This is a genomic window from Brevundimonas sp. UBA2503, assembly GCF_002341485.1.
Taxonomy (GTDB): Bacteria; Pseudomonadota; Alphaproteobacteria; order Caulobacterales; family Caulobacteraceae; genus Brevundimonas; species Brevundimonas halotolerans.
On record NZ_DDOD01000011.1, the window covers coordinates 1 to 25,164 of the forward strand.

At 65.7% G+C, this 25,164-nt stretch carries 28 protein-coding genes; 21 read left to right on the forward strand and 7 right to left on the reverse strand.

Going from position 1 to position 25,164, the window contains the following annotated elements:
- Positions 1-23 precede the first annotated feature (23 nt).
- A complete protein-coding gene (locus tag B4K74_RS05455) occupies positions 24-467 on the reverse strand; it encodes a PaaI family thioesterase (protein ID WP_286692092.1) in 444 nt (147 codons plus the stop codon).
- 49 nt (positions 468-516) lie between these two features.
- Between B4K74_RS05455 and B4K74_RS05460 the strand changes: the two genes are divergently transcribed.
- The 10 genes from B4K74_RS05460 to flhA all read left to right on the forward strand — a co-directional run bounded on the left by B4K74_RS05460 (position 517) and on the right by flhA (position 11,239).
- Positions 517-816 (forward strand): DUF3253 domain-containing protein, encoded by a 300-nt coding sequence (locus tag B4K74_RS05460; protein WP_123287588.1) that lies wholly within the window; start codon positions 517-519, stop codon positions 814-816.
- Positions 817-864: 48 nt separating this feature from the next.
- Positions 865-1,851, forward strand: a complete 987-nt coding sequence (locus tag B4K74_RS05465; protein ID WP_286692093.1) for an alpha/beta fold hydrolase — start codon at positions 865-867, stop codon at positions 1,849-1,851.
- A 96-nt stretch (positions 1,852-1,947) separates the two neighbouring features.
- Positions 1,948-3,036, forward strand: coding sequence for a Glu/Leu/Phe/Val family dehydrogenase (locus B4K74_RS05470; protein ID WP_286692094.1), 1,089 nt, complete (start codon positions 1,948-1,950; stop codon positions 3,034-3,036).
- Between the two features lie 131 nt (positions 3,037-3,167).
- A complete protein-coding gene (fliF, locus tag B4K74_RS05475) occupies positions 3,168-4,799 on the forward strand; it encodes a flagellar basal-body MS-ring/collar protein FliF (protein ID WP_286692095.1) in 1,632 nt (543 codons plus the stop codon).
- Positions 4,800-4,813: 14 nt separating this feature from the next.
- The gene (gene fliG / locus B4K74_RS05480; RefSeq protein ID WP_123287751.1) at positions 4,814-5,836 is read left to right on the forward strand and encodes a flagellar motor switch protein FliG; all 1,023 of its coding nucleotides are present in this window, start codon (positions 4,814-4,816) and stop codon (positions 5,834-5,836) included.
- 1 nt (position 5,837) lies between these two features.
- Positions 5,838-6,500, forward strand: coding sequence for a flagellar assembly protein FlbE (locus B4K74_RS05485; RefSeq protein WP_286692096.1), 663 nt, complete (start codon positions 5,838-5,840; stop codon positions 6,498-6,500).
- Entirely contained in the window at positions 6,497-6,829 is a 333-nt protein-coding gene (gene fliN / locus B4K74_RS05490; RefSeq protein ID WP_123287583.1) for a flagellar motor switch protein FliN, read from the forward strand. The genes B4K74_RS05485 and fliN overlap by 4 nt, the downstream gene beginning before the upstream one ends.
- Positions 6,830-6,867: 38 nt before the next feature.
- Positions 6,868-8,241: a sigma-54-dependent transcriptional regulator gene (locus B4K74_RS05495; protein WP_123287582.1), complete on the forward strand. Its 1,374-nt coding sequence runs from the start codon at positions 6,868-6,870 to the stop codon at positions 8,239-8,241.
- Positions 8,242-8,252: 11 nt separating this feature from the next.
- Entirely contained in the window at positions 8,253-9,140 is an 888-nt protein-coding gene (gene bla / locus B4K74_RS05500; RefSeq protein ID WP_286692097.1) for a class A beta-lactamase, read from the forward strand.
- A 14-nt stretch (positions 9,141-9,154) separates the two neighbouring features.
- Positions 9,155-11,239 (forward strand): flagellar biosynthesis protein FlhA, encoded by a 2,085-nt coding sequence (flhA, locus tag B4K74_RS05505; RefSeq protein WP_241153190.1) that lies wholly within the window; start codon positions 9,155-9,157, stop codon positions 11,237-11,239.
- 7 nt (positions 11,240-11,246) lie between these two features.
- On the opposite strand, the gene B4K74_RS05510 is transcribed toward flhA, so the two are convergent.
- Positions 11,247-11,915, reverse strand: a complete 669-nt coding sequence (locus tag B4K74_RS05510; RefSeq protein WP_241153175.1) for a hypothetical protein — start codon at positions 11,913-11,915, stop codon at positions 11,247-11,249.
- A 157-nt stretch (positions 11,916-12,072) separates the two neighbouring features.
- On the opposite strand from B4K74_RS05510, the gene B4K74_RS05515 reads away from it, so the two are divergent.
- The 5 genes from B4K74_RS05515 (at position 12,073) to B4K74_RS05535 (ending at position 15,797) form a co-directional block, all read left to right on the forward strand.
- Entirely contained in the window at positions 12,073-13,605 is a 1,533-nt protein-coding gene (locus tag B4K74_RS05515) for a sensor histidine kinase (RefSeq protein ID WP_286692098.1), read from the forward strand.
- Positions 13,602-14,027, forward strand: a complete 426-nt coding sequence (locus B4K74_RS05520; protein WP_286692099.1) for a response regulator — start codon at positions 13,602-13,604, stop codon at positions 14,025-14,027. The genes B4K74_RS05515 and B4K74_RS05520 overlap by 4 nt, the downstream gene beginning before the upstream one ends.
- A gap of 11 nt (positions 14,028-14,038) precedes the next feature.
- The gene (locus B4K74_RS05525) at positions 14,039-15,088 is read left to right on the forward strand and encodes a sensor histidine kinase (RefSeq protein ID WP_286692100.1); all 1,050 of its coding nucleotides are present in this window, start codon (positions 14,039-14,041) and stop codon (positions 15,086-15,088) included.
- 8 nt (positions 15,089-15,096) lie between these two features.
- Entirely contained in the window at positions 15,097-15,546 is a 450-nt protein-coding gene (locus B4K74_RS05530) for an NUDIX domain-containing protein (protein ID WP_286692101.1), read from the forward strand.
- Positions 15,547-15,626: 80 nt separating this feature from the next.
- Positions 15,627-15,797, forward strand: a complete 171-nt coding sequence (locus B4K74_RS05535; RefSeq protein WP_123287574.1) for a CsbD family protein — start codon at positions 15,627-15,629, stop codon at positions 15,795-15,797.
- A gap of 54 nt (positions 15,798-15,851) precedes the next feature.
- On the opposite strand, the gene B4K74_RS05540 is transcribed toward B4K74_RS05535, so the two are convergent.
- The 4 genes from B4K74_RS05540 to B4K74_RS05555 all read right to left on the reverse strand — a co-directional run bounded on the left by B4K74_RS05540 (position 15,852) and on the right by B4K74_RS05555 (position 18,764).
- The gene (locus tag B4K74_RS05540; RefSeq protein ID WP_286692102.1) at positions 15,852-16,289 is read right to left on the reverse strand and encodes a hypothetical protein; all 438 of its coding nucleotides are present in this window, start codon (positions 16,287-16,289) and stop codon (positions 15,852-15,854) included.
- A gap of 27 nt (positions 16,290-16,316) precedes the next feature.
- The gene (locus B4K74_RS05545) at positions 16,317-17,504 is read right to left on the reverse strand and encodes a vWA domain-containing protein (protein ID WP_286692103.1); all 1,188 of its coding nucleotides are present in this window, start codon (positions 17,502-17,504) and stop codon (positions 16,317-16,319) included.
- Between the two features lie 10 nt (positions 17,505-17,514).
- Positions 17,515-18,168 (reverse strand): hypothetical protein, encoded by a 654-nt coding sequence (locus B4K74_RS05550; RefSeq protein ID WP_286692104.1) that lies wholly within the window; start codon positions 18,166-18,168, stop codon positions 17,515-17,517.
- A 65-nt stretch (positions 18,169-18,233) separates the two neighbouring features.
- Positions 18,234-18,764 (reverse strand): GNAT family N-acetyltransferase, encoded by a 531-nt coding sequence (locus B4K74_RS05555; protein ID WP_286692105.1) that lies wholly within the window; start codon positions 18,762-18,764, stop codon positions 18,234-18,236.
- A gap of 67 nt (positions 18,765-18,831) precedes the next feature.
- Between B4K74_RS05555 and B4K74_RS05560 the strand changes: the two genes are divergently transcribed.
- The 6 genes from B4K74_RS05560 (at position 18,832) to dxs (ending at position 24,044) form a co-directional block, all read left to right on the forward strand.
- Complete coding sequence (locus B4K74_RS05560) at positions 18,832-19,752, forward strand: histone deacetylase family protein (RefSeq protein WP_286692106.1); 921 nt, start codon at positions 18,832-18,834, stop codon at positions 19,750-19,752.
- Positions 19,749-20,453 (forward strand): histidine phosphatase family protein, encoded by a 705-nt coding sequence (locus B4K74_RS05565; protein WP_286692107.1) that lies wholly within the window; start codon positions 19,749-19,751, stop codon positions 20,451-20,453. Before B4K74_RS05560 ends, B4K74_RS05565 begins: the two co-directional genes overlap by 4 nt.
- Positions 20,454-20,502: 49 nt before the next feature.
- Positions 20,503-20,754, forward strand: a complete 252-nt coding sequence (locus tag B4K74_RS05570; RefSeq protein WP_286692108.1) for an exodeoxyribonuclease VII small subunit — start codon at positions 20,503-20,505, stop codon at positions 20,752-20,754.
- Positions 20,754-21,107, forward strand: coding sequence for a tRNA-binding protein (locus B4K74_RS05575; RefSeq protein WP_286692109.1), 354 nt, complete (start codon positions 20,754-20,756; stop codon positions 21,105-21,107). The genes B4K74_RS05570 and B4K74_RS05575 overlap by 1 nt, the downstream gene beginning before the upstream one ends.
- A 32-nt stretch (positions 21,108-21,139) precedes the next feature.
- On the forward strand, positions 21,140-22,015 hold the full coding sequence (locus B4K74_RS05580; protein WP_123287749.1) for a polyprenyl synthetase family protein: 876 nt from the start codon (positions 21,140-21,142) through the stop codon (positions 22,013-22,015).
- Positions 22,016-22,133: 118 nt separating this feature from the next.
- Positions 22,134-24,044 carry a 1-deoxy-D-xylulose-5-phosphate synthase gene (gene dxs, locus B4K74_RS05585; RefSeq protein ID WP_123287566.1) on the forward strand — a complete coding sequence of 637 codons (1,911 nt, stop codon included), beginning with the start codon at positions 22,134-22,136 and terminating at the stop codon, positions 24,042-24,044.
- 607 nt (positions 24,045-24,651) lie between these two features.
- Here dxs and B4K74_RS05590 read toward each other — a convergent pair.
- Complete coding sequence (locus B4K74_RS05590) at positions 24,652-24,975, reverse strand: GIY-YIG nuclease family protein (RefSeq protein ID WP_286692110.1); 324 nt, start codon at positions 24,973-24,975, stop codon at positions 24,652-24,654.
- Positions 24,976-25,164 lie beyond the last annotated feature (189 nt).

Below are 25,164 nucleotides of genomic sequence, written 5' to 3' on the forward strand. Positions count from 1 at the left end.
AACAACCTTCTTGGAAACGACATCTAGGCCGCCGGATCGCGCTTGCGGAACTTGCGGATGACTCCCGAGAAGGTCATCAGCACCCGCTCGCCCGCATTGATCTGCCCCCGGACAAAGATCAGGCTCTTGCCCGCGCGGATCACTTCGCCGGTGGCCTCCACCAGTTCTCCGACCCAGGCCCCGTCGATAAAGGTAGAATCCAGCTGGACGGTGACGCCCGATGCGCCCTCCATCTCCTGATAGGCGGTCTGGAACATGGCGATATCGGCGAAGGTCATCAGGCAGCCACCATGCATGCGGCCCCCGGCATTCATGTGTTTGGGCTCGGCGCGGAAGGCACAGCGCATCCGACCGTCCGGGTCGGGCCGGAAGTAGAACGGGCCGACGACCTGATCGAAGGTCCCGTGCAGATCGTAGGTCTGCCAGCCCGAGAATTCGCCCTCGGTGACGGTGATCTTGGCGACCATGATGATCCTCAGCCTTCTTCTTCGCCTCGCAATGCAGCATATAGGGCGAATGAGCGACCCCATCGAAGACACTATCTACGAAAAACTCGCGGCTCTCGGGCCGGGCAAGAGCATTGAGCCGGCGGACGTGGCCAAGGCCGTGCAGCCCGAGCAGTGGCAGCGGATGCTGCCGCGTGTGCGCACCACGGCCCTGGGCCTGATGCGACAGGGGCGGCTGATGATCACCAAGAAGGGCAAGCCGGTCGATCCGTCCAGCTTCAAGGGCGTCATCCGTCTGCGCCTGCCGACCGCCGGGGAGTCGGAGCAGTTGATCCAGGCCCGGACAGCCACGTCGGATGATGTCTACTGAGCCCTCGCTCGCAGCAGCGTCGCCCAAGGCCCCGGACCGTTCGAGACCATGATGCGGGTCTGCGCGGCATTGATCGGCATACTGGTGCTGTCAGGGTGCGCCGCGCCCTATGTTCAGGCGCCCCTGTTGCCGCCCGAGCGCCAGATGACTGCCCGCATGGACGACACCGGCTTTGTCATGCGCGACGGTGCGGTGCTGCCTTATCTCCACTGGAGCCCCGGTGACGCCGAGCCCTGGGCGGTGATCGTGGCCCTGCACGGCATCAATGACAGCCGCGCCGCCTTCCGCCTGGCGGGGCCCTGGTGGGCGGAGCGCGGGATCGCGACCTATGCCTATGACCAGCGGGGCTTTGGCGATGCGCCGGGGCGCGGCCTGTGGCCCGGGGACCTGATGGCGGATGATCTGGATCAGATCGTGGCGCTGGTTCGGGCGCGGCATCCGGGTGCGGTGATCGCGGTGGCCGGAGAAAGCATGGGGGGCGCCGTGGCGATCACGGCCTTTGCCTCTGAAACTCCGCCCGCTGCCGACCGGCTGATCCTGCTGGCCCCTGCGGTCTGGGGCTGGTCCAGCCAGCCCCTGTTGTATCGGCTGAGCCTTTCTGCGGCGGCGTGGACGTTTGGCGATGTGGCGCTGGAACCCCCGGCCTGGGCGGCCGACCAGGTGCTGCCCTCGGACCATCTGATGGAGTTGATCCGCAGCGGTCGCGACCCGGATCAGACGCTCTCGACCCGGTTCGACGTTCTGTATGGCCTTGTCGACCTGATGGAGGGGGCCGGAGAAGGGTTAGGCGATGTCGACGTACCGACCCTGTTCCTTTACGGGGCCCGGGACGACCTGGTGCCGGCTCGGGCGGTGCGTCAGGCGCTGCAGCGCGCCGGGTCCATGCCGGGGTTGCGCACCGCTTACTACGAGGACGGCTACCACCTGCTGAACCGCGATCTTCAGGCTGCGCGGGTGTTTGCCGATGTCGAGGCCTGGCTGAGAAATGAGGGCGCCGCCCTGCCCTCCGGGGCCGGGCCAATCCCGGTGCGATAGACCGGGTGACCTTGCGTAAGGTCAAGCTTGCTCCGGGTCGGTAACCCGCGTATCAGCCCCCGCAACAAAAATACCCAGGAAAGGCTCGTAAAGGGCATGACACTGTTCGATTCGCCGTCGTTCTCGAACCATGAGGGCGTGCACGCCTTCTATGACGAAAAGACTGGTCTCAAGGCAATTGCTGCAGTGCACTCTACTGCGCGCGGTCCGGCAGTGGGCGGCACCCGCATGTGGAACTATGCCACGGCAGCAGAGGCGCTCGAGGATGTGCTGCGCCTGTCGCGAGGCATGAGCTACAAGAACGCCGTGGCGGATCTGGAGATGGGCGGCGGCAAGTCGGTCATCATCGGCGACAGCCGGACCCAGAAGACCCCCGAGCTGTTCCAGGCCTTTGGTCGTGCGATCAATTCGCTGGGCGGCATCTATTACGCGGCCGAGGACGTCGGCGTTTCGGTCGAGGACATCGCCGAGGCCCGCAAGGAGACCGAGTTCGTCGTCGGTCTGTCCGGCGGCAAGGAGGGCTCGGGCGATCCCAGCCCTGTGACCGCCGAGGGCGTGTTCCGTTCGACGCTGACGGTCGCGCGCCGCCTGTGGAAGCAGGACGATCTGAACGGTCTGACGGTCGCCGTCCAAGGCATCGGCCACGTCGGCGGCTATCTGGCGGACAAGCTGCACAAGGCCGGGGCCAGGCTGGTGATGACGGACGTCAACACCGCCCTGCTGGAAGAAGTCGCCGCCCGCAACAATGCCGAGATCGTGGCCCCCGACGCCATCTATGACGTCAAGGCCGACATCTATGCCCCCTGTGCGCTGGGGGCGACGCTGAACCCCGAAACGCTGGACCGCCTGTCGGCCAGGGCAATCGTCGGGGCCGCGAACAACCAGCTGGCCACGCCAGAGATCGGCCGCATCCTGTTCGAGCGAGGTGTGCTGTATGCGCCCGACTATGTCGTCAATGGCGGCGGCATCATCAATGTGGCCTCGGAAATGGCGGCCCGGAACAGTGGTGGCGCCTATGACCCGGCTTGGGTCGAGGGTAAGCTGGCCCGGCTGATGGAGACGCTGGAGGAAATCCTCGAGCGCTCCGACAGCGAAAAGCGCCCCACGCACGAGGTCGCCGACGCCATCGCCGAAGCCCGCATTCAGGCAGCGGCCGATGAAAAGGCGCGGGCCCGCGCGGCCTGAAGCCGGTATCTCCCGGTCCGACCACCGCTAATTCGGCAATCGCTACCTTCTCTTAACGCGCCGTTTACCATGCGGGCGGCACTTTCTGCCTAGCGGGCGTGTCGCCTGTGAGTAGGGGTGTTGGGGCGCGCGTGGGCGGCTTTTCCGGGGCTTTGCAGAGATTTGGGGTCGGGCGACTGGCTACCCTGGCGGGTGTTGCTGCCGGGGTAGCGGCGGTGCTTGTGGTGCTGATGCTGCGCATCGGCCAGGCGCCTGATGCCTTGCTCTATTCCAATCTGGACCTGCGCGAGGCGTCCGAGATCACGGCTGCCCTCGACACGGCGGGCATCAAATATTCGTCGCGTGGCGATGGCTCGACGATCTTTGTCAGCCGGGACGAGGTCGGCACGGCCCGGATGCTGGTCGCCGGCAAGGGGATCGTGACCAGTGGCTCGGTTGGCTATGAGATTTTCGACACCCAATCGGTACTGGGCCAGACGGAGTTCCAGCAGAACCTGAACGCCAAGCGCGCGCTGGAAGGCGAGCTGTCCCGCAACATCATGACCCTGCGCGGGGTCACCATGGCGCGCGTGCTGATCGCCCTGCCGGAGCGGGCCCTCTTCCAGGCTGAGGCCGCAGAGCCGACGGCATCGGTTGTCGTCGGGCTGGGGGGGCGGGACCTGACCGCCGACCAGATCCGCGGCATCCGCTCGCTGGTGGCCTCCAGTGTGCCGAACCTCAAGCCCACGCGCGTCACCGTCATGGATGACACCAACCGCACCCTGGCGGCGGGGGGCGACGAGGATGGCTTTTCCGGCGCCAGCGCTGACCGGATGAAGGCGACGACCGAGGCCCAGCTTCAGGCGCGGGTCATGGATGTCGTCCAGGGCATCGTCGGGCCGGGTGCCGCGCGGGTGCAGGTGACCGCCGAGATCGATCACAGCCGTTCGACTACCCAGGAACAGCGCTTTGACCCGGACGGTCAGGTGGTGCGCTCCATGGCCATCAATGGTTCGAATTCGCAGGACACGACCGGCCAACCTGTGGGCGGCGTGGGCGCCGACCAGAACATCCCGGGCGGAGAGGCGCCGGGTATTGCGGCCCAGGGCTCGACCCGCACGGACGAGACCGAGACCACCAATTACGAAATCTCGAACACCACCACGACCACGGTGCGTGAGCCGGGAGAGGTCAAAAAGCTGGCTGTAGCCGTGGCCGTTGATGGCATCTGGACGCCGGGCGCCGACGGGGCCGAGCCGACCTATGCGGCACGCACGCCCGAGCAGATCACCGAGATCGAGGAACTGGTGAAGGCCGCTGTAGGCTTCAGTGCCGAGCGGGGCGACATCGTCCGGGTCAGCAATGTCGCGTTCAATCGCGAAGTCGCCCCGAACGGCGGCACCGAGGCGGGTGGCGGGCTGTTCGACTTTACCAAGAACGACATGATGCGCGGCATTGAGCTGCTGGTGTTGCTGATCACCGGCATTCTGCTGATCCTGTTTGTGCTGCGTCCGCTGCTGAAGGCGACAGCCGGTGGCGGTGGTGGTGTGCCCGCACTGGCCGGCGGCAATGGCGTGACCCCGCTTCAGACCACGCCGGTCGGGGCCTCGGGTCAGGCCGCCGCCGGTCAGCTGACCGGTCCGAGCGACATGGAGCAGCGGCTGGATATCGCCCGCATTGAGGGTCAGGTGAAGGCCTCCTCGGTCAAGAAGGTGTCCGAGTTCGTCGAGAAACATCCGGAAGAGTCGACCTCGATTCTCCGCAGCTGGGTGCATGAAGGCTGATGGCGGCGCGGATGATCACCCGCAAGCCTGCGGTCGAGGATGCCCGCAAGCTGACCGGTCCTGAAAAGGCGGCCGTCATCCTGCTGTCGCTGGGCGAGGATCACACGCGCCTGTGGCAGGGGCTGGACGAGGACGAAATCAAGGAAATCTCCCAGGCCATGGCGGCGCTGGGCACCGTCAGTTCGCAGGTGGTCGAGGAGCTGCTGCTCGAGTTCGTCTCGGGCATGAGCGGCTCGGGCGCGGTGATGGGCAGTTTCGAGCAGACCCAGAAGCTGCTGGCCTCCTTCATGCCCGCGGAGCGGGTCGAAGGCCTGATGGAAGAAATCCGGGGTCCCGCCGGTCGCACTATGTGGGACAAGCTGGGCAATGTGAACGAGGCGGTGCTCGCCAACTATCTGAAGAATGAATACCCCCAGACCGTCGCCGTGGTCCTGTCCAAGATCAAGCCGGATCATGCCTCGCGGGTGCTGACGGCCCTGCCCGAAGACTTCGCCATGGAGTGCGTCCAGCGGATGCTGCGCATGGAGCCGGTTCAGCGCGAAATACTCGACAAGATCGAGCAGACCCTGCGCACCGAGTTTATGTCGAACCTGGCGCGCACGTCCAAGCGCGACAGCCACGAGATGATGGCCGACATCTTCAACAGCTTTGACCGCCAGACCGAGGCCCGCTTCATCGGCGCGCTGGAAGAACGGAACCGCGAGGCGGCCGAACGCATCCGCGCCCTGATGTTCGTGTTCGAGGATCTGGCCAAGCTGGACCCCGGCGGCATCCAGACCCTGCTGCGCGCGGTCGAAAAAGACCAGCTGGCCCTGGCGCTGAAGGGGGCGTCGGAGTCCCTGCGCGAACTGTTCTTCGGCAATATGTCCGAACGCGCGTCCAAGATCATGCGCGAGGACATGGAGTCGATGGGGCCGGTGCGCCTCAAGGACGTCGACTCGGCCCAGATGGCCATGGTTCAGGTCGCCAAGGATCTCGCCGCCAAGGGCGAGATCATGCTGGTGGGCCAGGGCGGCGACGACGAGCTGATCTACTGACATGACCCACGCCTCCGCCCCCTCCCGTCCCTTCGCCTTCGACACCGAGTTTGACTCGTCGGGCGCGGTCGTGCGGTCCACGGACTGGCAGCCGGTCAAGCGCGCCTATTCGCCAGCCGAGGTCGAGGCGCTGGTCGCCCAGGCTCGCCATGAAGCGCACGCGCAGGCGCTGGCCGAGGTCGACAGCCGCCGGTCTCAGGCTATCGCCGATCTGAGCGCCGCCCTGAACAACAGCCTGCCGCGTCTGACCGGGGTGGTGGAGACCTATCGCGAACAGACCGCCGATCTCGCCATGGCGACCGGTCGGGCGCTGGCTTTCGCCGCGCTGGAACGCCTGCCTCGCGCCGCCGTGCAGGCCGCGCTTGAGGAACTGGGCCGCGAGATCGATGCCTCGCCGCGTCTGGTGATCGCCATGGCCGGTCTGGACGAGGCCGGTCGTGCCGAGATTGAGGGGCTTTGCGCCAATGTCGGCTATGCCGGGGCGGTCCGGTTCCGCGACGAACCGGGTCTGGCACAGGCTGCCTTTGAGCTGGAATGGGCCGATGGCCGCGCCGCCTTTGATCCCGAAGAAACCTTCAGCCGACTGGCTGCCGCGGTCGCCCGCGCGCTGGCCGCTGACCAAGCCCCCGACACCGCCGAATCGTCCGAAGGGATGAACCCATGACTGCTGACAATCTGCCGCTTGAAGAGTTCGATCACGGGGTCATGCCCGTGTCGAACGAGGACGGACTGGACAAGTCCGCCAGCGACCTGGCCCCGGTGTTCGACGTGCCGGTCAACATCTCGGCCGTGCTGGGCAAGTCGCACATGTCGGTCGCGCAACTGCTGAAACTGACCAGTGGCTCGGTGCTGGAGCTGGACCGCAAGGTCGGCGAGGCCATCGACATTTTCGTCAACAACCGGCTGGTCGCGCGCGGCGAGGTGGTGGTGGTCGAGGACCGGCTGGGCGTGACCATGACGGAAATCATCAAGACCGAGGATACGGGCGCCTAAGCATTGCGACCGGCAGTGAGATTTAGAGGAGAAGACCCATGCGGCTTCTGGTAGTTGGCAGACTGAGCGGGCAGCTGGCCTCGGCCGTGAAAATGGCCATGGCCCACGGCGCCAAGGTGCACCACGTCGAGCGGGGCGATCAGGCCACCGAGCAGCTGCGACGTGGGCAGGGCGCGGATCTGCTGATGGTCGACTACCGCATCGACATCGCCGCCCTGATTGCCGCCAATGAGGCCGAGCGCATCCATGTGCCGGTCGTGGCCTGTGGCGTCGATGCGGGGCCGGATGATGCGGCCGCCACCATCCGCGCCGGGGCCAAGGAGTTCATCCCCCTGCCGCCCGAGGCCGATCTGATCGCCGCGGTGCTGTCGGCGGTGGCCGATGACGACCGCCCGCTGATCTCGGCCGATCCGTCGATGAAGGCGGTGATTGGTCTGGCCGACCAGGTCGCGCGCTCGGAAGCGTCCATCCTGATCACCGGCGAAAGCGGCGTCGGCAAGGAGGTCATGGCCCGCTATCTGCACCAGAATTCGCGTCGGGCGGACAAGCCGTTCATCAGCGTCAACTGCGCGGCCATTCCGGACAATCTGCTGGAATCGGAACTGTTCGGCCACGAGAAGGGCGCCTTCACCGGGGCCGTGGCCCGCCGGGTCGGCAAGTTCGAGGAGGCCGATGGCGGCACCCTGCTGCTGGACGAAATCAGCGAGATGGATGTGCGGCTGCAGGCCAAGCTGCTGCGGGCGCTACAGGAACGCGTCATTGACCGCGTCGGCGGCACGACACCCGTCAAGGTCGACATCCGCATCATCGCCACCTCGAACCGGGATCTGGCCCGTGCGGTGTCGGAAGGCAGCTTCCGCGAGGACCTGCTGTACCGGCTGAACGTCGTCAATCTGCGCCTGCCGTCGCTGCGCGAGCGTCCGGGTGACATCCCCGCGCTGGCCGACTTCTTCGTGCGGAAATATGCGGCCGCGAACGGTGTGCCGGTGCGCCCCGTGTCGGCCGACGCGCGTCGGGCCCTGACCGCGCATCGCTGGAACGGCAATGTGCGCGAGCTGGAAAACGCCATGCACCGCGCGGTGCTGCTGGCCCAGGGGCCCGAGATCGATGTCGACGCCATCCGCCTGCCTGACGGTCAACCGTTGACGGGGGCAACATATGACGCGGGCCCGGCCAGCCGCGCGGCCCAGACCGCCGACGCCGTCACCCGCGCCTATGTCGGCCAGACCGTGGCCCAGATGGAAAAGACCCTGATCCTCGACACCCTGGGCCACTGCCTTGGCAACCGCACCCATGCGGCCAACATCCTGGGCATCTCGATCCGCACCCTGCGCAACAAGCTGAACGAATACGCCGACGAAGGCACGCCCATCCCCGCGCCCCAGTCGGGCATTTCCGCCGCCGTCGGCTGAGGAGCGAGAGCGTGGATCGCAGAAGCGTTCTGATGGGGTTCGGGGCCCTCGCCCTCGCAGCCTGCGATAATCCATTCGTTGCACCGTCGACTCCCGCGGCATCTCCTGGCGCGCTGGATCTGTCCGCGTTGGAAGCCGCCAACGGGGGCCGCATCGGCCTCGCGGCGCACGACCTGGCCTCAGGCCACCGCCTCGCTTCTCGTGGCGAGGAACGGTTCGTCTACTGTTCGACCTTCAAGATGTACCTGGCCGCCGCGACCTTCCTGCGTGTTCAGGCGGGCGAGGAAGATCTTGCGCGGCCGATCCCGATAACCCGCGCCGACATGGTCTCCCATGCCCCGGTCACTGAACCGGCCATCGGCCAGAGCCTGACGGTTGAACAGCTCTGCAAGGGTACGGTCGAGGTCAGCGACAACCCGGCGGCGAACCTGCTGCTGAAGGCCAATGGCGGGCTGGAGACCATGCAGGACTTCTATCGCCGTCTCGGCGACACCAGCACTCGCGTCGACCGTTTCGAGCCCGAGATGAACCGTCTCGACGGCGACAAAGACACCATCATCCCGCTGCAATCGATAGCCAACATCAAGCGTCTGTTCATCGATGACGACACACCGCTGATGGTCCCGCACAGGGACAAGCTGCTGGGCTGGATGTTCGCCTCACCCACGGGCGAGGGGCGCATCAAGGCGGGCCTTCCTGCAGGTTGGCGCACGGCGCACAAGACCGGCACCGGCGGCTATGGCCCGACCAATGACATCGGCGTGCTGTACCCGCCGACTGGCGAGCCGGTGGTCCTCGCCATCTATTATCATGCCACGCGCGAGAGTTCGGCCGAGCAGAACGACGCCGTCGTCGCTGAGGCCACCCGCCTGGCTCTTGCTGCTCTGGGGCGTACATGACCGACGCCCCCATCATGATGAAGGACGGCATGGCGCGGCCTTCGGGCAAGGACATGCTGGGTTGGGTCGCGCGGGGCGAGGTCGGCATGGCGGTCGGCGTCATCGGCGTCATCCTGCTGCTGATCCTGCCGATCCCGGCCTTCCTGATGGATATGCTGCTGGCGATCTCGCTGATCTCCAGTGTGCTGATCCTGATGACCGCCCTGATGATGAAGAAGCCACTGGACTTCGCCATCTTCCCGACGGTGCTGCTGGTCTCGACCCTGTTCCGCCTCGGGCTGAACCTGGCCTCGACCCGGCTGGTTCTGACCAGCGGTCACGAGGGCGGGGACGCCGCCGGCCATGTGATCGAGGCGTTCGGCGCCCTGATGATGGGCGGCAGCTTCATCATCGGTATCATCGTCTTTGCCATCATTCTGGTGGTGAACTTTGTCGTCATCACCAAGGGCTCGACCCGCATCGCCGAGGTCTCGGCCCGCTTCACCCTCGACTCCATGCCGGGCAAGCAGATGGCCATCGATGCCGATCTGTCGTCGGGCCTGATCACCGAGGATCAGGCCAAGATCCGCCGCAAGGAACTGGAGCAGGAATCGACCTTCTTCGGCGCCATGGACGGTGCCTCGAAATTCGTGCGTGGCGACGCGGTCGCCGGCCTGATCATCGTCTTCATCAATGTGCTGGGTGGGATCCTGATCGGGACGTTGCAGCACGGCATGCCGATGGGCGAAGCGGCCACGGCCTACGTCCAACTGACCATCGGCGATGGTCTGGTCACCCAGGTGCCAGCCATCATCATCTCGATCGCCGCAGGCTTTCTGGTGTCCAAGGCCGGGGTCGAGGGGTCGGCTGACAAGGCCCTGGTCAGCCAGCTGGCCACCAACCCCATCAGCCTCGGCATGGTGGCGGCAGCCTCGGCCCTGATCGGTCTAATCCCGGGCATGCCTCTGCTGCCGTTCTTCGCGCTGGCGGCAGGTTCGGGCTTCATGGCCTGGCGGCTGGGCCGGGCACGTCTGAAACCGGCGCCGGTGGAAACTGCCGAGTCATCCAAGCCCCGTGAGGACGTTGAGGAGCCGATCTCGACCGCGCTCAATATCGATGAGGTCAAGATCGAGCTGGGCTATTCCCTGCTCGCCCTGATCAATGATCTGGAAGGGCGTCGCCTGACCGATCAGGTCCGCGCCCTGCGCCGGTCGCTGGCGCAGGAGTACGGCTTCGTCATGCCCTCGGTGCGCATCCTCGACAATATGCGCCTCGGCACCCAGGGCTATGCCATCCGCATCAAGGAGATGGAGGCCGGCAAGGGCGAGGTGCGTCTGGGGCAACTGCTGGCCATGGATCCGGCGGGCCGTCAGGTCGAACTGCCGGGCGAGCACACCAAGGAACCCGCCTTTGGCCTGCCGGCGACCTGGATCGACGAGTCCCTGCGCGAGGAGGCGACCTTCCGCGGCTATACGGTGGTGGATCCCTCGACCGTGCTGACCACCCACCTGACGGAAATCCTCAAGGAGAATATGGCCGAGCTGCTGTCCTATGCCGAGGTGCAGAAGCTGCTGAACGGTCTGGAGGGCGAGGAGAAGAAGCTGGTCGAGGATCTGATCCCCGGCTCGGTGACCGTCACCACCCTGCAGCGGGTGCTGCAGACCCTGCTCAAGGAAAAGGTCTCGATCCGCGATCTGGCCGCCATTCTGGAAGGTCTGGCGGAAGCCGCGCCGCATACCAGCTCGGTGACTACCCTGGTCGAGCATGTGCGGACCCGTCTGGCGCGTCAGCTGTGCTGGCAGCACAAGGCCGACGACGGGGCCCTGCCGATCGTGACCCTGTCACCCGAGTGGGAGCAGGCCTTTGCCGAGAGTCTGGTCGGTCAGGGCGAGGACAAGCAGCTGGCCATGGCGCCGTCACGGCTGCAGGACTTTATCCGCGCGGTGCGCGATGTGTTCGAGCGAGCCGCCATGTCGGGCGAGACGGCTGTGCTGCTGACCGGCCCGCAAGTCCGGCCCTATGTGCGCTCGATCATCGAACGCTTTCGCGGTCAGACCGTGGTGATGAGCCAGAATGAGATCCACCCTCGCGCGCGGCTGCGTACGCTGGGGCAGGTCTGACGCGGGATCAGTTGACCTCGGTCCAGCCTTCGGAGGACGCCTGGCGGGCGGCTTCGTTGGTCGGGCGGGCGACAAGACCGGACTGGGTGATCCAGACCTCATATTCCGCGCCATCGGCCATCGGCATATAGGCGCCGCCACCGTAAAGGGTGTCGACCGCATCGACATAGCGGCGATATTTGCGCGCCATGTCCCACGCATTGATCCGCCAGGGCAGGGCATCGGGCTGGTCGCCGCCGCTGAGGTCGTGGACGCTGCGGATGCCCTCGCGTTCCTGCTGAATCGACTGGTATCGGCCCGACAGACGATCGAGGCGGTACTGGGTGTCGAGGCCCAGAACCGTGGCCCAGGGCTTCCAGCGCAGGACCTGCGCCTCGATCCGCCATTGGTCACCATGCAGGGGGTAGACCGCTGTGGTCGGCGCATCAGTGCCGTTGGCGGCGGGCTGGATGACGGTCGTCTCGTAATACTGGGGGCCAAGCTGCTTGACCTGGATCGTGGCCACCGGTCGCTCATAGGTGAGGCGGGCATAGGTCTGGACGTTCATCCCGAGCAGCGCGGCAATCGCCGCCGCTGCAGCCAGACCGCCACCACCGATGGCCCCCAGACCGCCGCTCAGGAATTTGCCGCGGAAAAAAGCCCCCAGACCGCTTAGCAGAAAGATGACACCCGCCAACCCAACGATTGCCGGAATAATCCACCACCACCAGACCATGTCGCCCCCTTACGCGTTGCGTATCAACCCTATGCTAACCGTAAATCGCGGGAACGTCGAAGGTTTCACCCGAGACGCGACTGGACTTGGGCCGACCGGCGGTTAAACGTGGCCGGTGATGAGCTGGGAAATCCGCGAAAATCTGACGGCATTCAGCCGCTTCCTGCGAACGGCCAGCCTGGGCCGATCCCTGCTTGGGCTGCTGTCTCTGGCACTTGTGCTGCTACTGGCCGTCAATCTGGCCACCTTTGTCATGATCGGTCGTACGGCCGAGTTCAATGAAACCATCGATCGCAATGTTCGCGTACAGGTTGCGGCACGCGATGTGCTGACCCGGCTGGTCGATGCTGAAACCGGCCAGCGGGGATATCTGCTGACCGGGCGTCAACAGTTCCTGACCATTCACGACGAAGCTGTTCGCGAACTTCCGATGGTGATGCAGGAACTCGATGACCTGACCGCCAGCGACCCCGAGGTGCGCGAGCGGGTCGATCGTCTGAGAAACCTGGCGCGCGAACGTCTGGGTGTGATGGATGCAAGCATCACCCTGGCCCGCAGCGGTCGCGCCGGCGATGCCGTGCAGATCGTCCGCGACGGGCGGGGCAAGGAACTGATGGACGCCATGCGGCTCGAGATCGACGCGATCGATACGATCGAGAGCGAGCGGTTCGCGTCCCGTCGGCAACAGTCGGAATGGTCCGCGCGCGCGACGATCGGCGTCAACGCCATGGCGGGGGTGCTGATCCTGATGCTGGCGGGCATCATGGCCTGGATCGTGCTGCGTTACCTGCGTGAGATGCAGGCCGCCCACTACGAGCTGGACCGCATCAATGCCAATCTGGAAAATGAGGTGCGGGACCGCACCGGCGACCTGATCCGGGCCAACGAGGAGGTTCAACGCTTCGCCTATATCGTCAGCCATGACCTGCGCGCGCCACTGGTCAACGTCATGGGCTACACCTCCGAACTGGAACAGGCCGGCAGGGTCATCGACCGTCAGATGTCCAAGGTTGAGACCGAGGCTCCTGATTTGATGGAGAACGACGCCCTGGTCGCCGTGCGCGAGGATGTGCCCGAGGCGATCGGCTTCATCCGCGCCTCGACCGAGAAGATGGACCGGTTGATCAATGCCATCCTGAAACTGTCCCGGGACGGGCGACGCGTGCTGTTTTCAGAGCCAATCAATATGACGGCCATGGTTGGCAAGATTGCCGACAGTGTGAACCATCAAACGGAGGCCGCCGGGGCCGAGGTCGAGGTGGCCGAGTTGCCGGGTCTGACGGGTGATCGCCTGTCGCTGGAGCAGGTGTTCAGCAATATGATCGACAATGCCGTCAAATATCTGGACCCGAAGCGCCCGGGGCGAATCCGGGTGGAGGGTCAGGATCTGATCGACGGCATGGTAGAGTACCGGATCATCGACAACGGTCGTGGCATCTCGGACCGGGACCATGAGCGGATCTTTGAGCTGTTCCGCCGCTCGGGCAAACAGGACCAGCCGGGCGAGGGTCTGGGCCTGGCCTTTGTCCGGAACAGCATTCGCCGGATGGGCGGGGATATCGCTGTGGAGTCGAAACTGGGCGAAGGCTCGACATTCATCCTCAAATTTCCCAAACGCCTCTACGTCTCGGACAATGGAATCCCGTCATGACCACACCTGTCAAAATCGTGATGATCGAAGACGATCACGGCCATGCACGGCTGATCGAGAAGAACATCCGCCGGGCCAATATCTCCAACGAGATCGAGCATTTCGCCGACGGCACATCGGCGCTGGAGCATCTGTTCAGTGAGGAAGTTCTGACCAACGGTCCGCTGCTGATCCTTCTGGACCTGAACCTGCCGGATATGTCGGGCACCGATATCCTGGAGAAGATCAAGTCGGACGCCCGGCTGCGGCGTGCGCCTGTGGTGATCCTGACCACCACCGACGACAAGGCCGAGATCCAACGGTGCTATGATCTGGGCTGTAATGTCTACATCACCAAGCCGGTGGAGTATGAGTCCTTCTCCGAAGCCATCCGGCAACTGGGCCTTTTCCTTTCGGTCATTCAGGCCCCCGAAATCGATTGAGTGAGCGCTGTTTGGAACCGCTGACCACGCCCCTCAGACTGCTCTACATTGACGACGACCGCAGCCTGTCGCGGCTGGTCGAAAAGGAGCTTGGCCGTCAGGGCTTTGCAGTCACCTGCGCGGCCGACGGCGAGGCCGGTCTGGAGTGCCTGAAAGGCGGTCAGGTATTCGACGTCTGTGCGCTGGACCACTACATGCCCGAGCGCGACGGGCTGGATGTGCTGCCCGACATTCTCGCCCTGCCTGATCCGCCCCCCGTCGTCTACGTCACCGGCGCTCAGGAGGGCCGCATTGCGGTTGCCGCCCTGCGGGCCGGGGCGGCGGACTATGTGATCAAGGACGTGTCGGAGGACTTCACCTCCCTGCTGCGGTCGGCCATCGAGGACGCCCACAACCGGCGTCGCCTTCAGCGTGAAAACGAGACCGCCCAGGACGAGATCCGCATGGCCCGCGACCGGGCCGAGGCCATGCTGCGCGAGGTCAATCACCGGGTGGGCAACTCGCTGCAACTGGTGTCCAGCTTCATCTCGCTGCAGATGCGCCAGCTGGCCGACGGCTCGGCCCGGGATGCGCTGCGCGAGGCGCAGGCGCGCATCGAGGCGGTCGCCCACGTGCACCGCCGCCTCTACACCTCGGGCGATATGGCCCAGGTGGCTATGGATGAGTATCTGAGAAGCCTGATCGAGGAGCTGAGTGTGTCGCTGGGACGCGAGGACAATGCGCCCAATCTGACGCTGGATGCCGACCCCATGAACGTCGGCACGGATCAGGCGGTCTCGCTTGGCGTGATCGTGACCGAACTGGTCACCAACGCCGTCAAATATGCCTACGAACCCGGTCTGGGTGGCGAAATCCGCATCCACCTCAAGGCAGATGGAGACGGGCGCGCCCTGCTGACGGTTGAGGACGACGGGCCAGGGCTGGGGGATCAGTCCGCGGGACCGAAAGGCACGGGGCTCGGCTCCAAGATCGTGGCGGCCATGGCGGGGGGGTTACGCTCCCGCGTCAGCTTCGATGACGCGCACAAGGGCGTGCGCGCCCAGTTGGCTTTCGACCTCTAGGCCGGACCATGCTGCAGTTCGGAATTCCCAGACCCGACCATACCTATGCGCCGCGCCCCACGGCTTTCGGCATTCTGGTGCACGAGGGGCGGCTGGCCTGTGTGCGGATTGACCGGGGCGAGGGCAGCTATCTCGACCTGCCCGGTGGCGCGCGCGATGGCGATGAGTCCGAGCCCGAAGCGGTTGTGCGGGAGTTCCGCGAGGAAACCGGCCTTCGGGTGGCGGCGGACGTGTGCCTGACCGAAGCCGCCCAGTTCGTGGACAAGAGCGACGGACGCACGGTCAACAACACGGGCGGTTTCTGGACGCTGCGTTTACTGGACCCCACGCCGTCCGGTAAGATCGAGGACGACCACGAACTGGTCTGGCTGGACCTGGTGGAGGCCCTGGCCAGTCTGCGTCACGAGGCCCATGCCTGGGCGGTGGCGGTCTGGCTGAGGTCTCGCACATCCGCGTGATCCGGGGAACGACCTGCGCCTGAACCTGTTGAATTGTCATAGGGCGAACGACGGGTTCGCCTTCCTCCCAGGAGACGACAATGAACAAGGATCAAGTTGAAGGCCGTGCCAAGGAAGCCGTGGGCAACGTCAAGGACGCTGCAGGCGACGCGACCGGCAACCACAAACTGCAGGCCGAAGGCAAGGCCGATCAGGTCGAAGGCAAGGTCCAGAAGACCTTTGGCGACGTCAAGGAAGACGTGAAGAACTAGTCCGGATCAATCTGCCGGATTGAAGAGGCCACCGTCGCAGGACGGTGGCCTTTTTCAGTCGCGGCCGGACAGGTTGAGCCGCAGGCCGCTGTCGTCATCGCGGGTGCCGGAGGGGTCGCAGACCTCTTCCCAGACCACGCCGCCATCGGGACGCGCACGCGGGCGGGTGCTGCACCGGGCCTGTTCGCGCAGTTGGGGCGTCGAAGGACCTCGAACCTCGCGGGGCTGATCGCACTGGACGGCGAAGTTGGCATCAGCCTGCGCACGGGCGCAGGCTTCGAGCGCAGTCGTGGGGCGCAGCGCCTCGGGCAGACTGTCGCCCAGCTCGGCCACCAGCTGTTGCCGGACGCTGAACTGGCAGGACTCCAGCGGCGTGTCGCCACGGATCTGGGGGTGGCAGCGGGCACGTTCCCAGGCAAAGGGGTCGTCGCGGGCCCACTGGGGCAGGGCCGGGTCCTGAATCAGCAGTCCGAGGATGAGTGCACCGAACACTGGCGCCTCCTGTGGGTGGTCGTCGGCCTATCGCGCCAAGGAGCGCATGGCGCGCTCCAGCCCGTCCAGAGTCAAGGGGAACATCTGGTCCTCCATGACCTCGCGGATCAGGCCGACCGAGGGCGTGTAGGACCAATAACGTTCGGGCACCGGGTTCAGCCACGCCGAATTTGACCACTGCTGACGCAGGCGTTTCAGCCAGACCGCGCCGGCCTCCTCGTTCCAGTGCTCGACCGAGCCGCCGGGCATGGTGACCTCATAGGGGCTCATGGTCGCGTCGCCGACCACGACGGCGCGCCAGTCGCCCGGATAGCGATTCAGCACCTCCCACGTGGGGGTCCGGGCCTCATGCCGCCGGCGATTGTCCTTCCAGACGCCCTCGTAGAGGCAGTTGTGGAAGTAGAAGAATTCGAGGTGGCGGAACTCGGATTTGGCGGCCGAGAACAGCTCCTCGCACAGCTTGACGTGGCCATCCATCGATCCGCCGATGTCGAGGAACAGCAGGACCTTGATCGTATTGCGCCGCTCTGGCCGCATATGGATGTCCAGCCAGCCCTGCCGCGCCGTGCCGTCGATGGTGGCGTCCATGTCCAGCTCGTCGGGCGTGCCCTGGCGGGCGAACCGGCGCAGGCGGCGCAGGGCCACCTTGATGTTGCGGGTGCCCAGTTCGACCGAGTCGTCGAGGTTCTTGTACTCGCGCTTCTCCCAGACCTTGACCGCCCGTCCGTGCTGCGACTTGCCGCCGATGCGGACGCCCTCGGGGTTATAGCCGCCGTTGCCGAAGGGGCTGGTGCCGCCGGTGCCGATCCATTTCGATCCGCCCTGATGCCGGTCGTGCTGTTCCTCCAGCCGCTGCTTCAGCGTCTCCATCAGCTTTTCGAAGCCGCCGAGGGCCTCGATCTCGGCCTTCTGCTCGTCGGTCAGGTATTTTTCGTTCAGCAGCTTCAGCCAGTCCTCGGGCACGCCACCGATATCCGGCTCCTCGCCCGCGCCGACGGTCTCCAGCCCCTTGAACACCTTGCCGAACACCTGATCGAACCGGTCGTAGTGTTTCTCGTCCTTGATCAGGACGGCCCGCGACAGGTGGTAGAAGTCCTCGACACGGGTGCCCGCGGTCAGGACGCGCTTGTCCATGGCCTCCATCAGGAACAGCCATTCCTTGAGCGAGACCGGCACGCGGGCGTCCCGCAGGGCAGTGAAGAAGGGGAGGAGCATTGCCTAAACGCTAGGTGGCCAATCTCGGATCTGGAATAGACCCTATATAAACCAGAGCCGCATATACGAATACGTCGCTAATTGCTTCAGAGGGTGTCGGAAATACAGCTGACCCAATATAAACCCAACCATCTTTCACTGAAGTGAAAGTAATCTTCGTGGTCGCCACTCCATCGTTATCGATGTTCCATACGCCGGTGTATACATCGCTGCCGTTCCATTTGTCGATGATAACATAATCCAAATGTGCCCTAGTTGCCTTTGGATTCGATGCCTCAAAGTTTGACGCAATGCTCTCAAGTACTGTAGCGGCGGATGTGAATTCGTCAAATTCTTGGGCGGTAACTGTGAATGATATTCTCCCATGCAAATACATGCAGCTAGCTGCAGCCCTATTGTTTTGCGTTTCCTCGAAAAGAGCGATCCTGTCATATTCATCCGTTGAGAATACGCATTTCATCCCGCTGGGACCATGGGTCGCAAGCGGCTTTCCTTCAAGCGAGGACGCTATGAAGTAAGCGGATGCTCCACTCCTTTCGATCACGCTTTCAGCGTAGTTTTGGGCGTTCTGAGCTTCAGGTGCGGTGACGTCCTGCGCCGCAGCGAGGCTGGGCAGGGCCAGCAGAGACAGGCCGATCACAGCCGCGGACAGATGACGGAACATGGTAGAACCCTCGGTGGAACAGGCAGGCAGATGACCACGTGGACGCCCCGGCGTCCATGCCGGGGTCAGGCGGGTTTTCTCAGGATGTACTCGTCGTCCATCCAGCGGCCAACGGGGAATTGGTACTCGCCGGCCTTTTCGAAGCCGTAGGCGGCATACAATTTTTGCGCCTTCAGATTGCCGCTCCAGACACCGATCCACTGGGCCCCGGTGCCGTGTTCGGTCATCCAGCCCATGGCCACCTTGAGCAGGCGGGTGCCGAGGCCCAGCCCTTGCGCTTCCTTGAGGATGTACAGGCGCTTCAGCTCGGTCTCGCCGGGGCGGGCGTCGGGATGGGGCAGGGCGTTGGGGCCGGTGTTGGCAAAGCCCAGCAGATGGCCGTCGCGCTCGGCCACCCACCAGCCCATGGTCGGATCGGCCAGCCGGACCTGTGTGGCCTCGACGCTGAAGACCGCCTCCATGAACACCGCCAGGTCGTCCTTGGGATAGGGGATGCCGAAGCCGTCCATGAAGGTTTCGACGAAGGTCCGGCTGCCGGCGTCGGACAGGGCAGGGGCATCGGTCAGGCGGGCCGGGCGGATCAGGATGTCGCTCATGCGGCGCGCTTATCACGCTCTGGCGAGGCAGGCGACAAGCGGGGATTCGGGGCCTAGTCTGGCGACAATGAGCCTGCCGATCCTTACCCACCCCGACATGACCGGACACCAGCCCGGTGTCGGCCATCCCGAGCGGCCCGAGCGGCTGGCCGCGGTACTGGCTGCGCTGAAGGATGCCGGGCTGGACCGGAACCGCCGGGCGGCGACCGAGGCCTCGGTCGAGGACCTGGAGCGGCTGCACCCGGCGGCCTATGTCGCCAATATCCTGAAGGCCTCGCCGACGGCCGGCCGGGTGTCGCTGGACGCCGATACCCATCTGTCGCCCGGCAGTGTGCGCGCTGCACGTCTGGCGGCCGGAGCGGTGGTCGATGCTGTTCGCGCGGTCATGGCCGGGGAAATGGACCGGGCCTTTTGCGCGATCCGGCCGCCCGGTCACCATGCCGAGCCCAACCAGTCGATGGGGTTCTGCCTGTTCTCGAACGTCGCCGTTGCCGCCCGGGTGGCGCAGGCCGAGGGCGCGAAACGCGTCGCGGTGGTCGATTTCGATGTCCACCATGGCAATGGCACCCAGGCGGCGTTCGAGACTGACTCCAGCCTGTTCCTGGCCTCGATCCATCAGATGCCCCTGTATCCCGGCACCGGCGCGCCGTCCGAGACAGGGGTCGGCAACATCGTCAATGCGGCGGTTGAACCTCATGCAGCCCGCGAGGCCTGGCGGCGGACCTTTGCCGACAGACTGATGCCGTCGCTCGAAGCCTTCTCGCCCGACCTGATCCTGATCTCGGCCGGTTTCGATGCGCACCGCCGTGACCCATTGGCCCACCAGAGCCTTGAGGCCGAGGATTTCGCCTGGGCCACGCGTGCGGTGGTCGAGGTAGCGAGGCGGGTCTGTTCGGGCAAGGTTGTCAGTTCGCTGGAGGGGGGCTACGACCTCGAAGGTCTGGGGCGATCTGCTGTGGCCCATGTTCAGGCACTGGGGGAGGAATGAGGGACACGTCGACCGACAGTCTTGCTGTCGCCAGCCGCCCCGTTGCCATGCTTGACCCTGACCGCCTCAACGATCTGGCCGCGGACAGCACGCGCAAGGATGCCGAATCGGCCGCGCCCCTGCCGGGCACCAGCGGCGACATCGTGCTGGCCCGCCACGGCGAGCCGGCCCTGTCGCGCAAATGCCTGATCACCGCTCGCCAGTACCGCGACTGGTGGGGCAAGTATGAGCTGGGCGGACTGCTGGAAGGCCAGACGCCGCCGGCCGAACTTCTGCTGACGGCAGAGGGCGCGGCCCTGATCCTGTCGTCGACCCGCCAGCGGGCCATCGAGACGGCCGCCGCCATTTCGGGGGATCGTGAGGTCCTCAGCGATGCCCTGTTCATCGAAGCGCCCCTGCCGCCGCCGCCCTTTCCGGAGTGGTTCAAGCTGTCGCCTCGCTGGTGGGGGGTGGTGTCGCGCTTCTGGTGGCATGCATTCGATCACCATCAAGGGCAGGAGACCCGCCGCGAGGCCGAGGCCCGGGCCGATCGCGCTGCGCGCCTGCTGATCGAGAAAGCGGCCATGGGGGGCGATGTTCTGGTGCTGGCCCACGGCTATTTCAACCACATGGTCGGTCGCTGCCTGAAGGCGCATGGCTGGCGGCTGGCGCACAATCAGGGCTTCAAGTACTGGTCGCAGCGGCGCTTTGTGAAGCGCTGAGCCGCCCCCTGTCTTGCCTGTCCTGACCGGGCCTGTCAGAACCGCAGCCATGACCGCCGACGTTCCCAAAACCGATCCGGACCTGTCCTTCGAGGAGGCGCTCTCGCGACTGGAGAGCATCGTCTCGCGGCTGGAGTCCGGCCAGGCGCCGCTGGAAGAGTCGATCACCCTGTACGAGGAGGGGGCGCGGCTGAAGGCCCTGTGCGAGGAGCGGCTGAAGGCCGCCCAGCTGCGCGTCGAGCAGATCGTCGTCGGACCCGACGGCAAGGCAGCCCGGGCCGAGCCCGCCGGTTTCGACTGATGACCGGGCCCGTCGCCGAGCAGATCACCTTTGACGACTTCCTGAAGGTTGACGTTCGCGTGGGCCGGATCGTCACCGCCGAGCCCTTCCCCGAGGCGCGCAAGCCCGCCTTCAAACTGACCATAGATTTCGGCCCCGACATCGGGGTCAGGAAGTCCTCGGCCCAGATCACCCGGCATTACACCCTCGACCAGTTGGTGGGACGCAAGGTCGCCGCCGTCGTCAATTTCCCGCCGCGCCAGATCGGGCCGGTGATGTCCGAGGTCCTGACCCTGGGATTTCCTGATGCCGACGGCGAGGTCGTTCTGGTCGGCGTGGACCGCGAGGTCCCGGTCGGTGGGCGGTTGTTTTGATCCCGCTGGCCGCCAATTCTCCGGAACAGGCGGTGATCGACCGGATCGCCGAGGTTGCCGACCTGATCACCGTTGCGCTGGACGAACTTCTGCCCCGGGCGGACGGCCCCGAGTCCCGCCTGACCGAGGCCATGCGCTATGCCGCGCTGGGGCCGGGCAAGCGGCTGAGACCCTTCTTCGCCATTGAGGCCTCGCGTCTGTTTGACCTTGACGAGGGGCCGGTGCTGCGGGCGGCCTGTGCGCTGGAATGCGTGCACGCCTATTCGCTGATCCACGATGACCTGCCCTGTATGGACGACGACGACATGCGCCGGGGGCGGCCGACCCTGCACCGCGCCTATGACGAGGCGACGGCGGTTCTGGCGGGGGATGCGCTGCAGACGGCGGCGTTCGACATCCTGCTGGACCCCGATACCCACGACGACCCGGCGATCCGGTGCGAGCTGGCCCGACGTCTGTCCTATGCCTCGGGGGCCCGGGGCATGGCCGGCGGTCAGATGATCGACCTGATGGGAGTGCGCGACGACCTGGGCGGGGTGGCGCGGATGCAGCGGCTGAAGACCGGGGCGCTGATCACCCATGCCTTCGAGATCCCGCTGATCATCGGCGACATTCGCGACGAGCGGCGCGCAGCCCTGATCGCCTTCGCCCACGATCTGGGCCTCGCATACCAGATCGTTGATGACGTGCTGGATGCCGAGGGCGACGAGGCCCTGCTGGGCAAGGCGGCGGGCGGCAAGGATGCCCGGCTGGGCAAGACGAACTTCGTCACCCTGCTGGGTCTGGAGGCCGCCCGTGAGCGGGTCAGCCACTTGCGCGATCAGGCGCGCGGGCATCTGGATGTGTTCGGCGAGGACGCCGAACTGCTGAAGGCCTGCGTCGATGTGGTGCTGCAGCGGCGGTCCTGAACGGATCCTCTGCGGCAATCAGCCATTGCTCATGAATCCCTCACTGGTGTTCCGCGCCCCCCTCAATCATGTAGAGAAGATCGAGGGCGATCTTCGCGTCCGACACTGAGCCCGTTTCATGCCTGATACCCCCCTGCTCGACACTGTTAAGGTTCCCGCCGACTCGCGGGGCCTGACCACGCCCCAGCTGAAGCAGCTGGCCGATGAGCTGCGGGCCGAGGTGATCGATGCCGTGTCGGTGACGGGCGGGCACCTGGGCTCGGCGCTGGGCGTGGTCGAGCTGACGGTGGCGCTGCACCATGTGTTCGAGACGCCCCGGGACATCCTGATCTGGGACGTCGGGCATCAGTGCTATCCGCACAAGATCCTGACCGGACGGCGCGACCGCATCCGCACCCTGCGTCAGGGTGGGGGCCTGTCGGGCTTCACCAAGCGCTCGGAGAGCGACTACGATCCGTTCGGCGCGGCCCATGCCTCGACCTCGATCTCGGCGGCGCTCGGCTTTGCTGCCGCGCGCGACCGCAAGGGCGAGACCAACAAGGTCGTGGCCGTGATCGGCGACGGCTCGATGTCGGCGGGCATGGCCTATGAGGCGATGAACAATGCGGCCGAGACGACCGGCCAGCTGACGGTCATCCTGAACGACAACGACATGTCGATCGCGCCGCCCGTGGGCGGGATGAGCGCCTATCTGGCCAAGCTGGTGTCCGGCGGCGCCTATCAGAACATGCGGCGCTTCGGAAAGAAGATGGCCGAGCACCTGCCGCGCCCGTTCCGTGACGCGGCGCGCAAGGCCGAGGAATACACCCGGGGCATGGTCACGGGCGGGACCTTTTTCGAGGAGTTGGGCTTCTATTACGTCGGGCCGATCGACGGGCACGACATGGAGGCGCTGCTGCCGGTGCTGAAAAATGCGGCGGCCATTACCGACCGGCCGGTGCTGGTCCATGTGGTGACGCAAAAGGGCAAGGGCTATGCCCCGGCCGAGAGCAGCGCCGACAAGTATCACGGCGTGGCCAAGTTCGACGTCATCTCGGGCAAGCAGTCCAAGCCGGTCTCGAATGCGCCCAGCTATACCAAGGTGTTCGGCACCGAGCTGATCAAGCGGGCCGAGCGCGATCCCTCGATCGTGGCGGTGACGGCGGCCATGCCGTCGGGCACCGGGCTGGACCTGTTCGGTCAGGCCTTCCCCGAGCGGACGTTCGACGTCGGCATTGCCGAGCAGCACGCCGTGACCTTCTGCGCCGGGCTGGCGGCGGACGGGATGAAGCCGGTCTGCGCCATCTATTCGACCTTCCTGCAGCGCGGCTATGACCAGGTGGTGCACGATGTGGCCATCCAGTCGCTGCCGGTGCGCTTTGCCATGGACCGGGCGGGACTGGTGGGCGCTGACGGCTCGACCCACGCGGGCTCCTTCGACATCGGCTATATGGGCGCCTTGCCGGGCATGGTGCTGATGGCGGCGGCCGATGAGGCCGAACTGGCCGCCATGATCGCCACCAGCCTCGAGATCGACGACCGGCCGAGCGCCTTCCGCTATCCGCGCGGGGACGGCGTGGGGGTCGAGATCCCCGAACTGGCCGCGCCGCTGGAGATCGGCAAGGGCCGGATCGTGCGCGAGGGGACGACGGTCGCCATCCTGAGCCTCGGCACGCGCCTGCAGGAATCGCTCAAGGCCGCCGAGACCCTGGCCGCGCGTGGCGTGTCCACGACCGTGGCCGATGCCCGGTTCGCCAAGCCGCTGGATCAGGAGATGATCCTGCGTCTGGCCCGCGAGCACGAGGTGCTGATCACGGTCGAGGAGGGCGCCATGGGCGGCTTCGGCGGCTTTGTGCTGCAGATGCTGGCCGAGAAGGGGGCGCTGGACGGCGGGCTCAAGATCCGCACCCTGCACCTGCCCGACGTCTTCCAGGACCACGACAAGCCCGAGGTGCAATACGCCGCCGCCGGCCTGAACGCCGACCAGATCGCCGCCACCGCGCTGTCGGCGCTGGGGGTTGAGGGGCGCACCGGGGCGGCCCGGGCGTAAGGGACACCCCGTCTCAGATTTTCAAAGACCGGCCACGCCAAAGCCCCTCTCGCCCGTGGGGCAGAGGATATGGAGAGGTGGGCGGCGCATGGGCCGGGGGCCCGGAACCGTATGCGCCCTGCTTTCGCGTTACGGGCGCTGTGTAATTTTCGGCACCCAGCCTGGCGCCGCCCCGGTCGGTTCACGCGAGCGCCTGGGGGGACTGTCTCTTCCGCCGGGGGTCGGGCACCCGGATGCTTGTGCGCCCGACTTCGCCTGTCCCGGTTCGACAGCAGGTCCCAGTCTCTCGGCCCGCGACGGGCGAGGCGTCCAGAAACGCCCCGGACCCCGGGGTTTCGCCCCGGGCAATCCCGCTCGACCGGCCCCCGCCGCCGCATCAGTGCCTGGGTCCCGAGGCGCCTCTCCTGCGACGGAGACGGGCAGAGGGTGGCACACCGCTGCACCTGGTCGGGAAGAACGGTGCGAGAAACGGTGGGGGTGTTGAAAGGGTTGGGAAATTCGGCGGCAGCTATCCTATCTGAGGGCGTCGGCTCAGCACTCCTTCTCCCCTTGCGGGAGAAGGAGCCTCCTGAGAAGGGGGCGCGTGAGCGCCGGATGAGGGTCGGCACTATCGCGATCCCGCAGCGACGCCGGAGCCGAGGGCAAGCGCGGGGTAGAGGTCGGCCCAGTCGGGATTGGCGGCCTCGATCAGGGCGAACTTCCACGGGCGGCGCCACCGCTTGATGCGCTTCTCGCGGAGGATGGCTTGATCGACGTAGCGGTGGGGTTCGTACCAGACCAGACGATCGGTGCCATGGTCGCGGCTATAGCCATCGACCTGGCCGTGCCGGTGCTCGCCGATGCGACGGATCAGGTCGTTGGTCATGCCGACATACAGCCAGCCACACCGCCCGCTGGCGACAATATAGACCCAGTAGCTGTGCTCGCGCATCGCCCCTGCCTCCGATGCGGGATTATGCGCGAGGGGTAGAACAAAGCAAGAACTCTTTTGGCGTTCCCCCATCCCTCTGCTCGTGATGGGGGCACTGTTGTCATCCCCGAAACGCCGAAGGCGTTATCGGGGACGGGGCGGACCATGCACGGGCCAGCCCCGGACGACGCTTGCGACGATCCGGGGCGA

Coding starts and splice junctions, on each gene's coding strand:
- B4K74_RS05455 (WP_286692092.1), bottom strand. CDS start 467: ATGGTCGCCAAGATCACCGTCACCGAGGGCGAATTCTCGGGCTGGCAG.
- B4K74_RS05460 (WP_123287588.1), top strand. CDS start 517: ATGAGCGACCCCATCGAAGACACTATCTACGAAAAACTCGCGGCTCTC.
- B4K74_RS05465 (WP_286692093.1), top strand. CDS start 865: ATGATGCGGGTCTGCGCGGCATTGATCGGCATACTGGTGCTGTCAGGG.
- B4K74_RS05470 (WP_286692094.1), top strand. CDS start 1,948: ATGACACTGTTCGATTCGCCGTCGTTCTCGAACCATGAGGGCGTGCAC.
- B4K74_RS05485 (WP_286692096.1), top strand. CDS start 5,838: ATGACCCACGCCTCCGCCCCCTCCCGTCCCTTCGCCTTCGACACCGAG.
- fliN (WP_123287583.1), top strand. CDS start 6,497: ATGACTGCTGACAATCTGCCGCTTGAAGAGTTCGATCACGGGGTCATG.
- B4K74_RS05495 (WP_123287582.1), top strand. CDS start 6,868: ATGCGGCTTCTGGTAGTTGGCAGACTGAGCGGGCAGCTGGCCTCGGCC.
- flhA (WP_241153190.1), top strand. CDS start 9,155: ATGATGAAGGACGGCATGGCGCGGCCTTCGGGCAAGGACATGCTGGGT.
- B4K74_RS05515 (WP_286692098.1), top strand. CDS start 12,073: ATGAGCTGGGAAATCCGCGAAAATCTGACGGCATTCAGCCGCTTCCTG.
- B4K74_RS05520 (WP_286692099.1), top strand. CDS start 13,602: ATGACCACACCTGTCAAAATCGTGATGATCGAAGACGATCACGGCCAT.
- B4K74_RS05530 (WP_286692101.1), top strand. CDS start 15,097: ATGCTGCAGTTCGGAATTCCCAGACCCGACCATACCTATGCGCCGCGC.
- B4K74_RS05535 (WP_123287574.1), top strand. CDS start 15,627: ATGAACAAGGATCAAGTTGAAGGCCGTGCCAAGGAAGCCGTGGGCAAC.
- B4K74_RS05545 (WP_286692103.1), bottom strand. CDS start 17,504: ATGCTCCTCCCCTTCTTCACTGCCCTGCGGGACGCCCGCGTGCCGGTC.
- B4K74_RS05550 (WP_286692104.1), bottom strand. CDS start 18,168: ATGTTCCGTCATCTGTCCGCGGCTGTGATCGGCCTGTCTCTGCTGGCC.
- B4K74_RS05555 (WP_286692105.1), bottom strand. CDS start 18,764: ATGAGCGACATCCTGATCCGCCCGGCCCGCCTGACCGATGCCCCTGCC.
- B4K74_RS05560 (WP_286692106.1), top strand. CDS start 18,832: ATGAGCCTGCCGATCCTTACCCACCCCGACATGACCGGACACCAGCCC.
- B4K74_RS05565 (WP_286692107.1), top strand. CDS start 19,749: ATGAGGGACACGTCGACCGACAGTCTTGCTGTCGCCAGCCGCCCCGTT.
- B4K74_RS05570 (WP_286692108.1), top strand. CDS start 20,503: ATGACCGCCGACGTTCCCAAAACCGATCCGGACCTGTCCTTCGAGGAG.
- B4K74_RS05575 (WP_286692109.1), top strand. CDS start 20,754: ATGACCGGGCCCGTCGCCGAGCAGATCACCTTTGACGACTTCCTGAAG.
- dxs (WP_123287566.1), top strand. CDS start 22,134: ATGCCTGATACCCCCCTGCTCGACACTGTTAAGGTTCCCGCCGACTCG.
- B4K74_RS05590 (WP_286692110.1), bottom strand. CDS start 24,975: ATGCGCGAGCACAGCTACTGGGTCTATATTGTCGCCAGCGGGCGGTGT.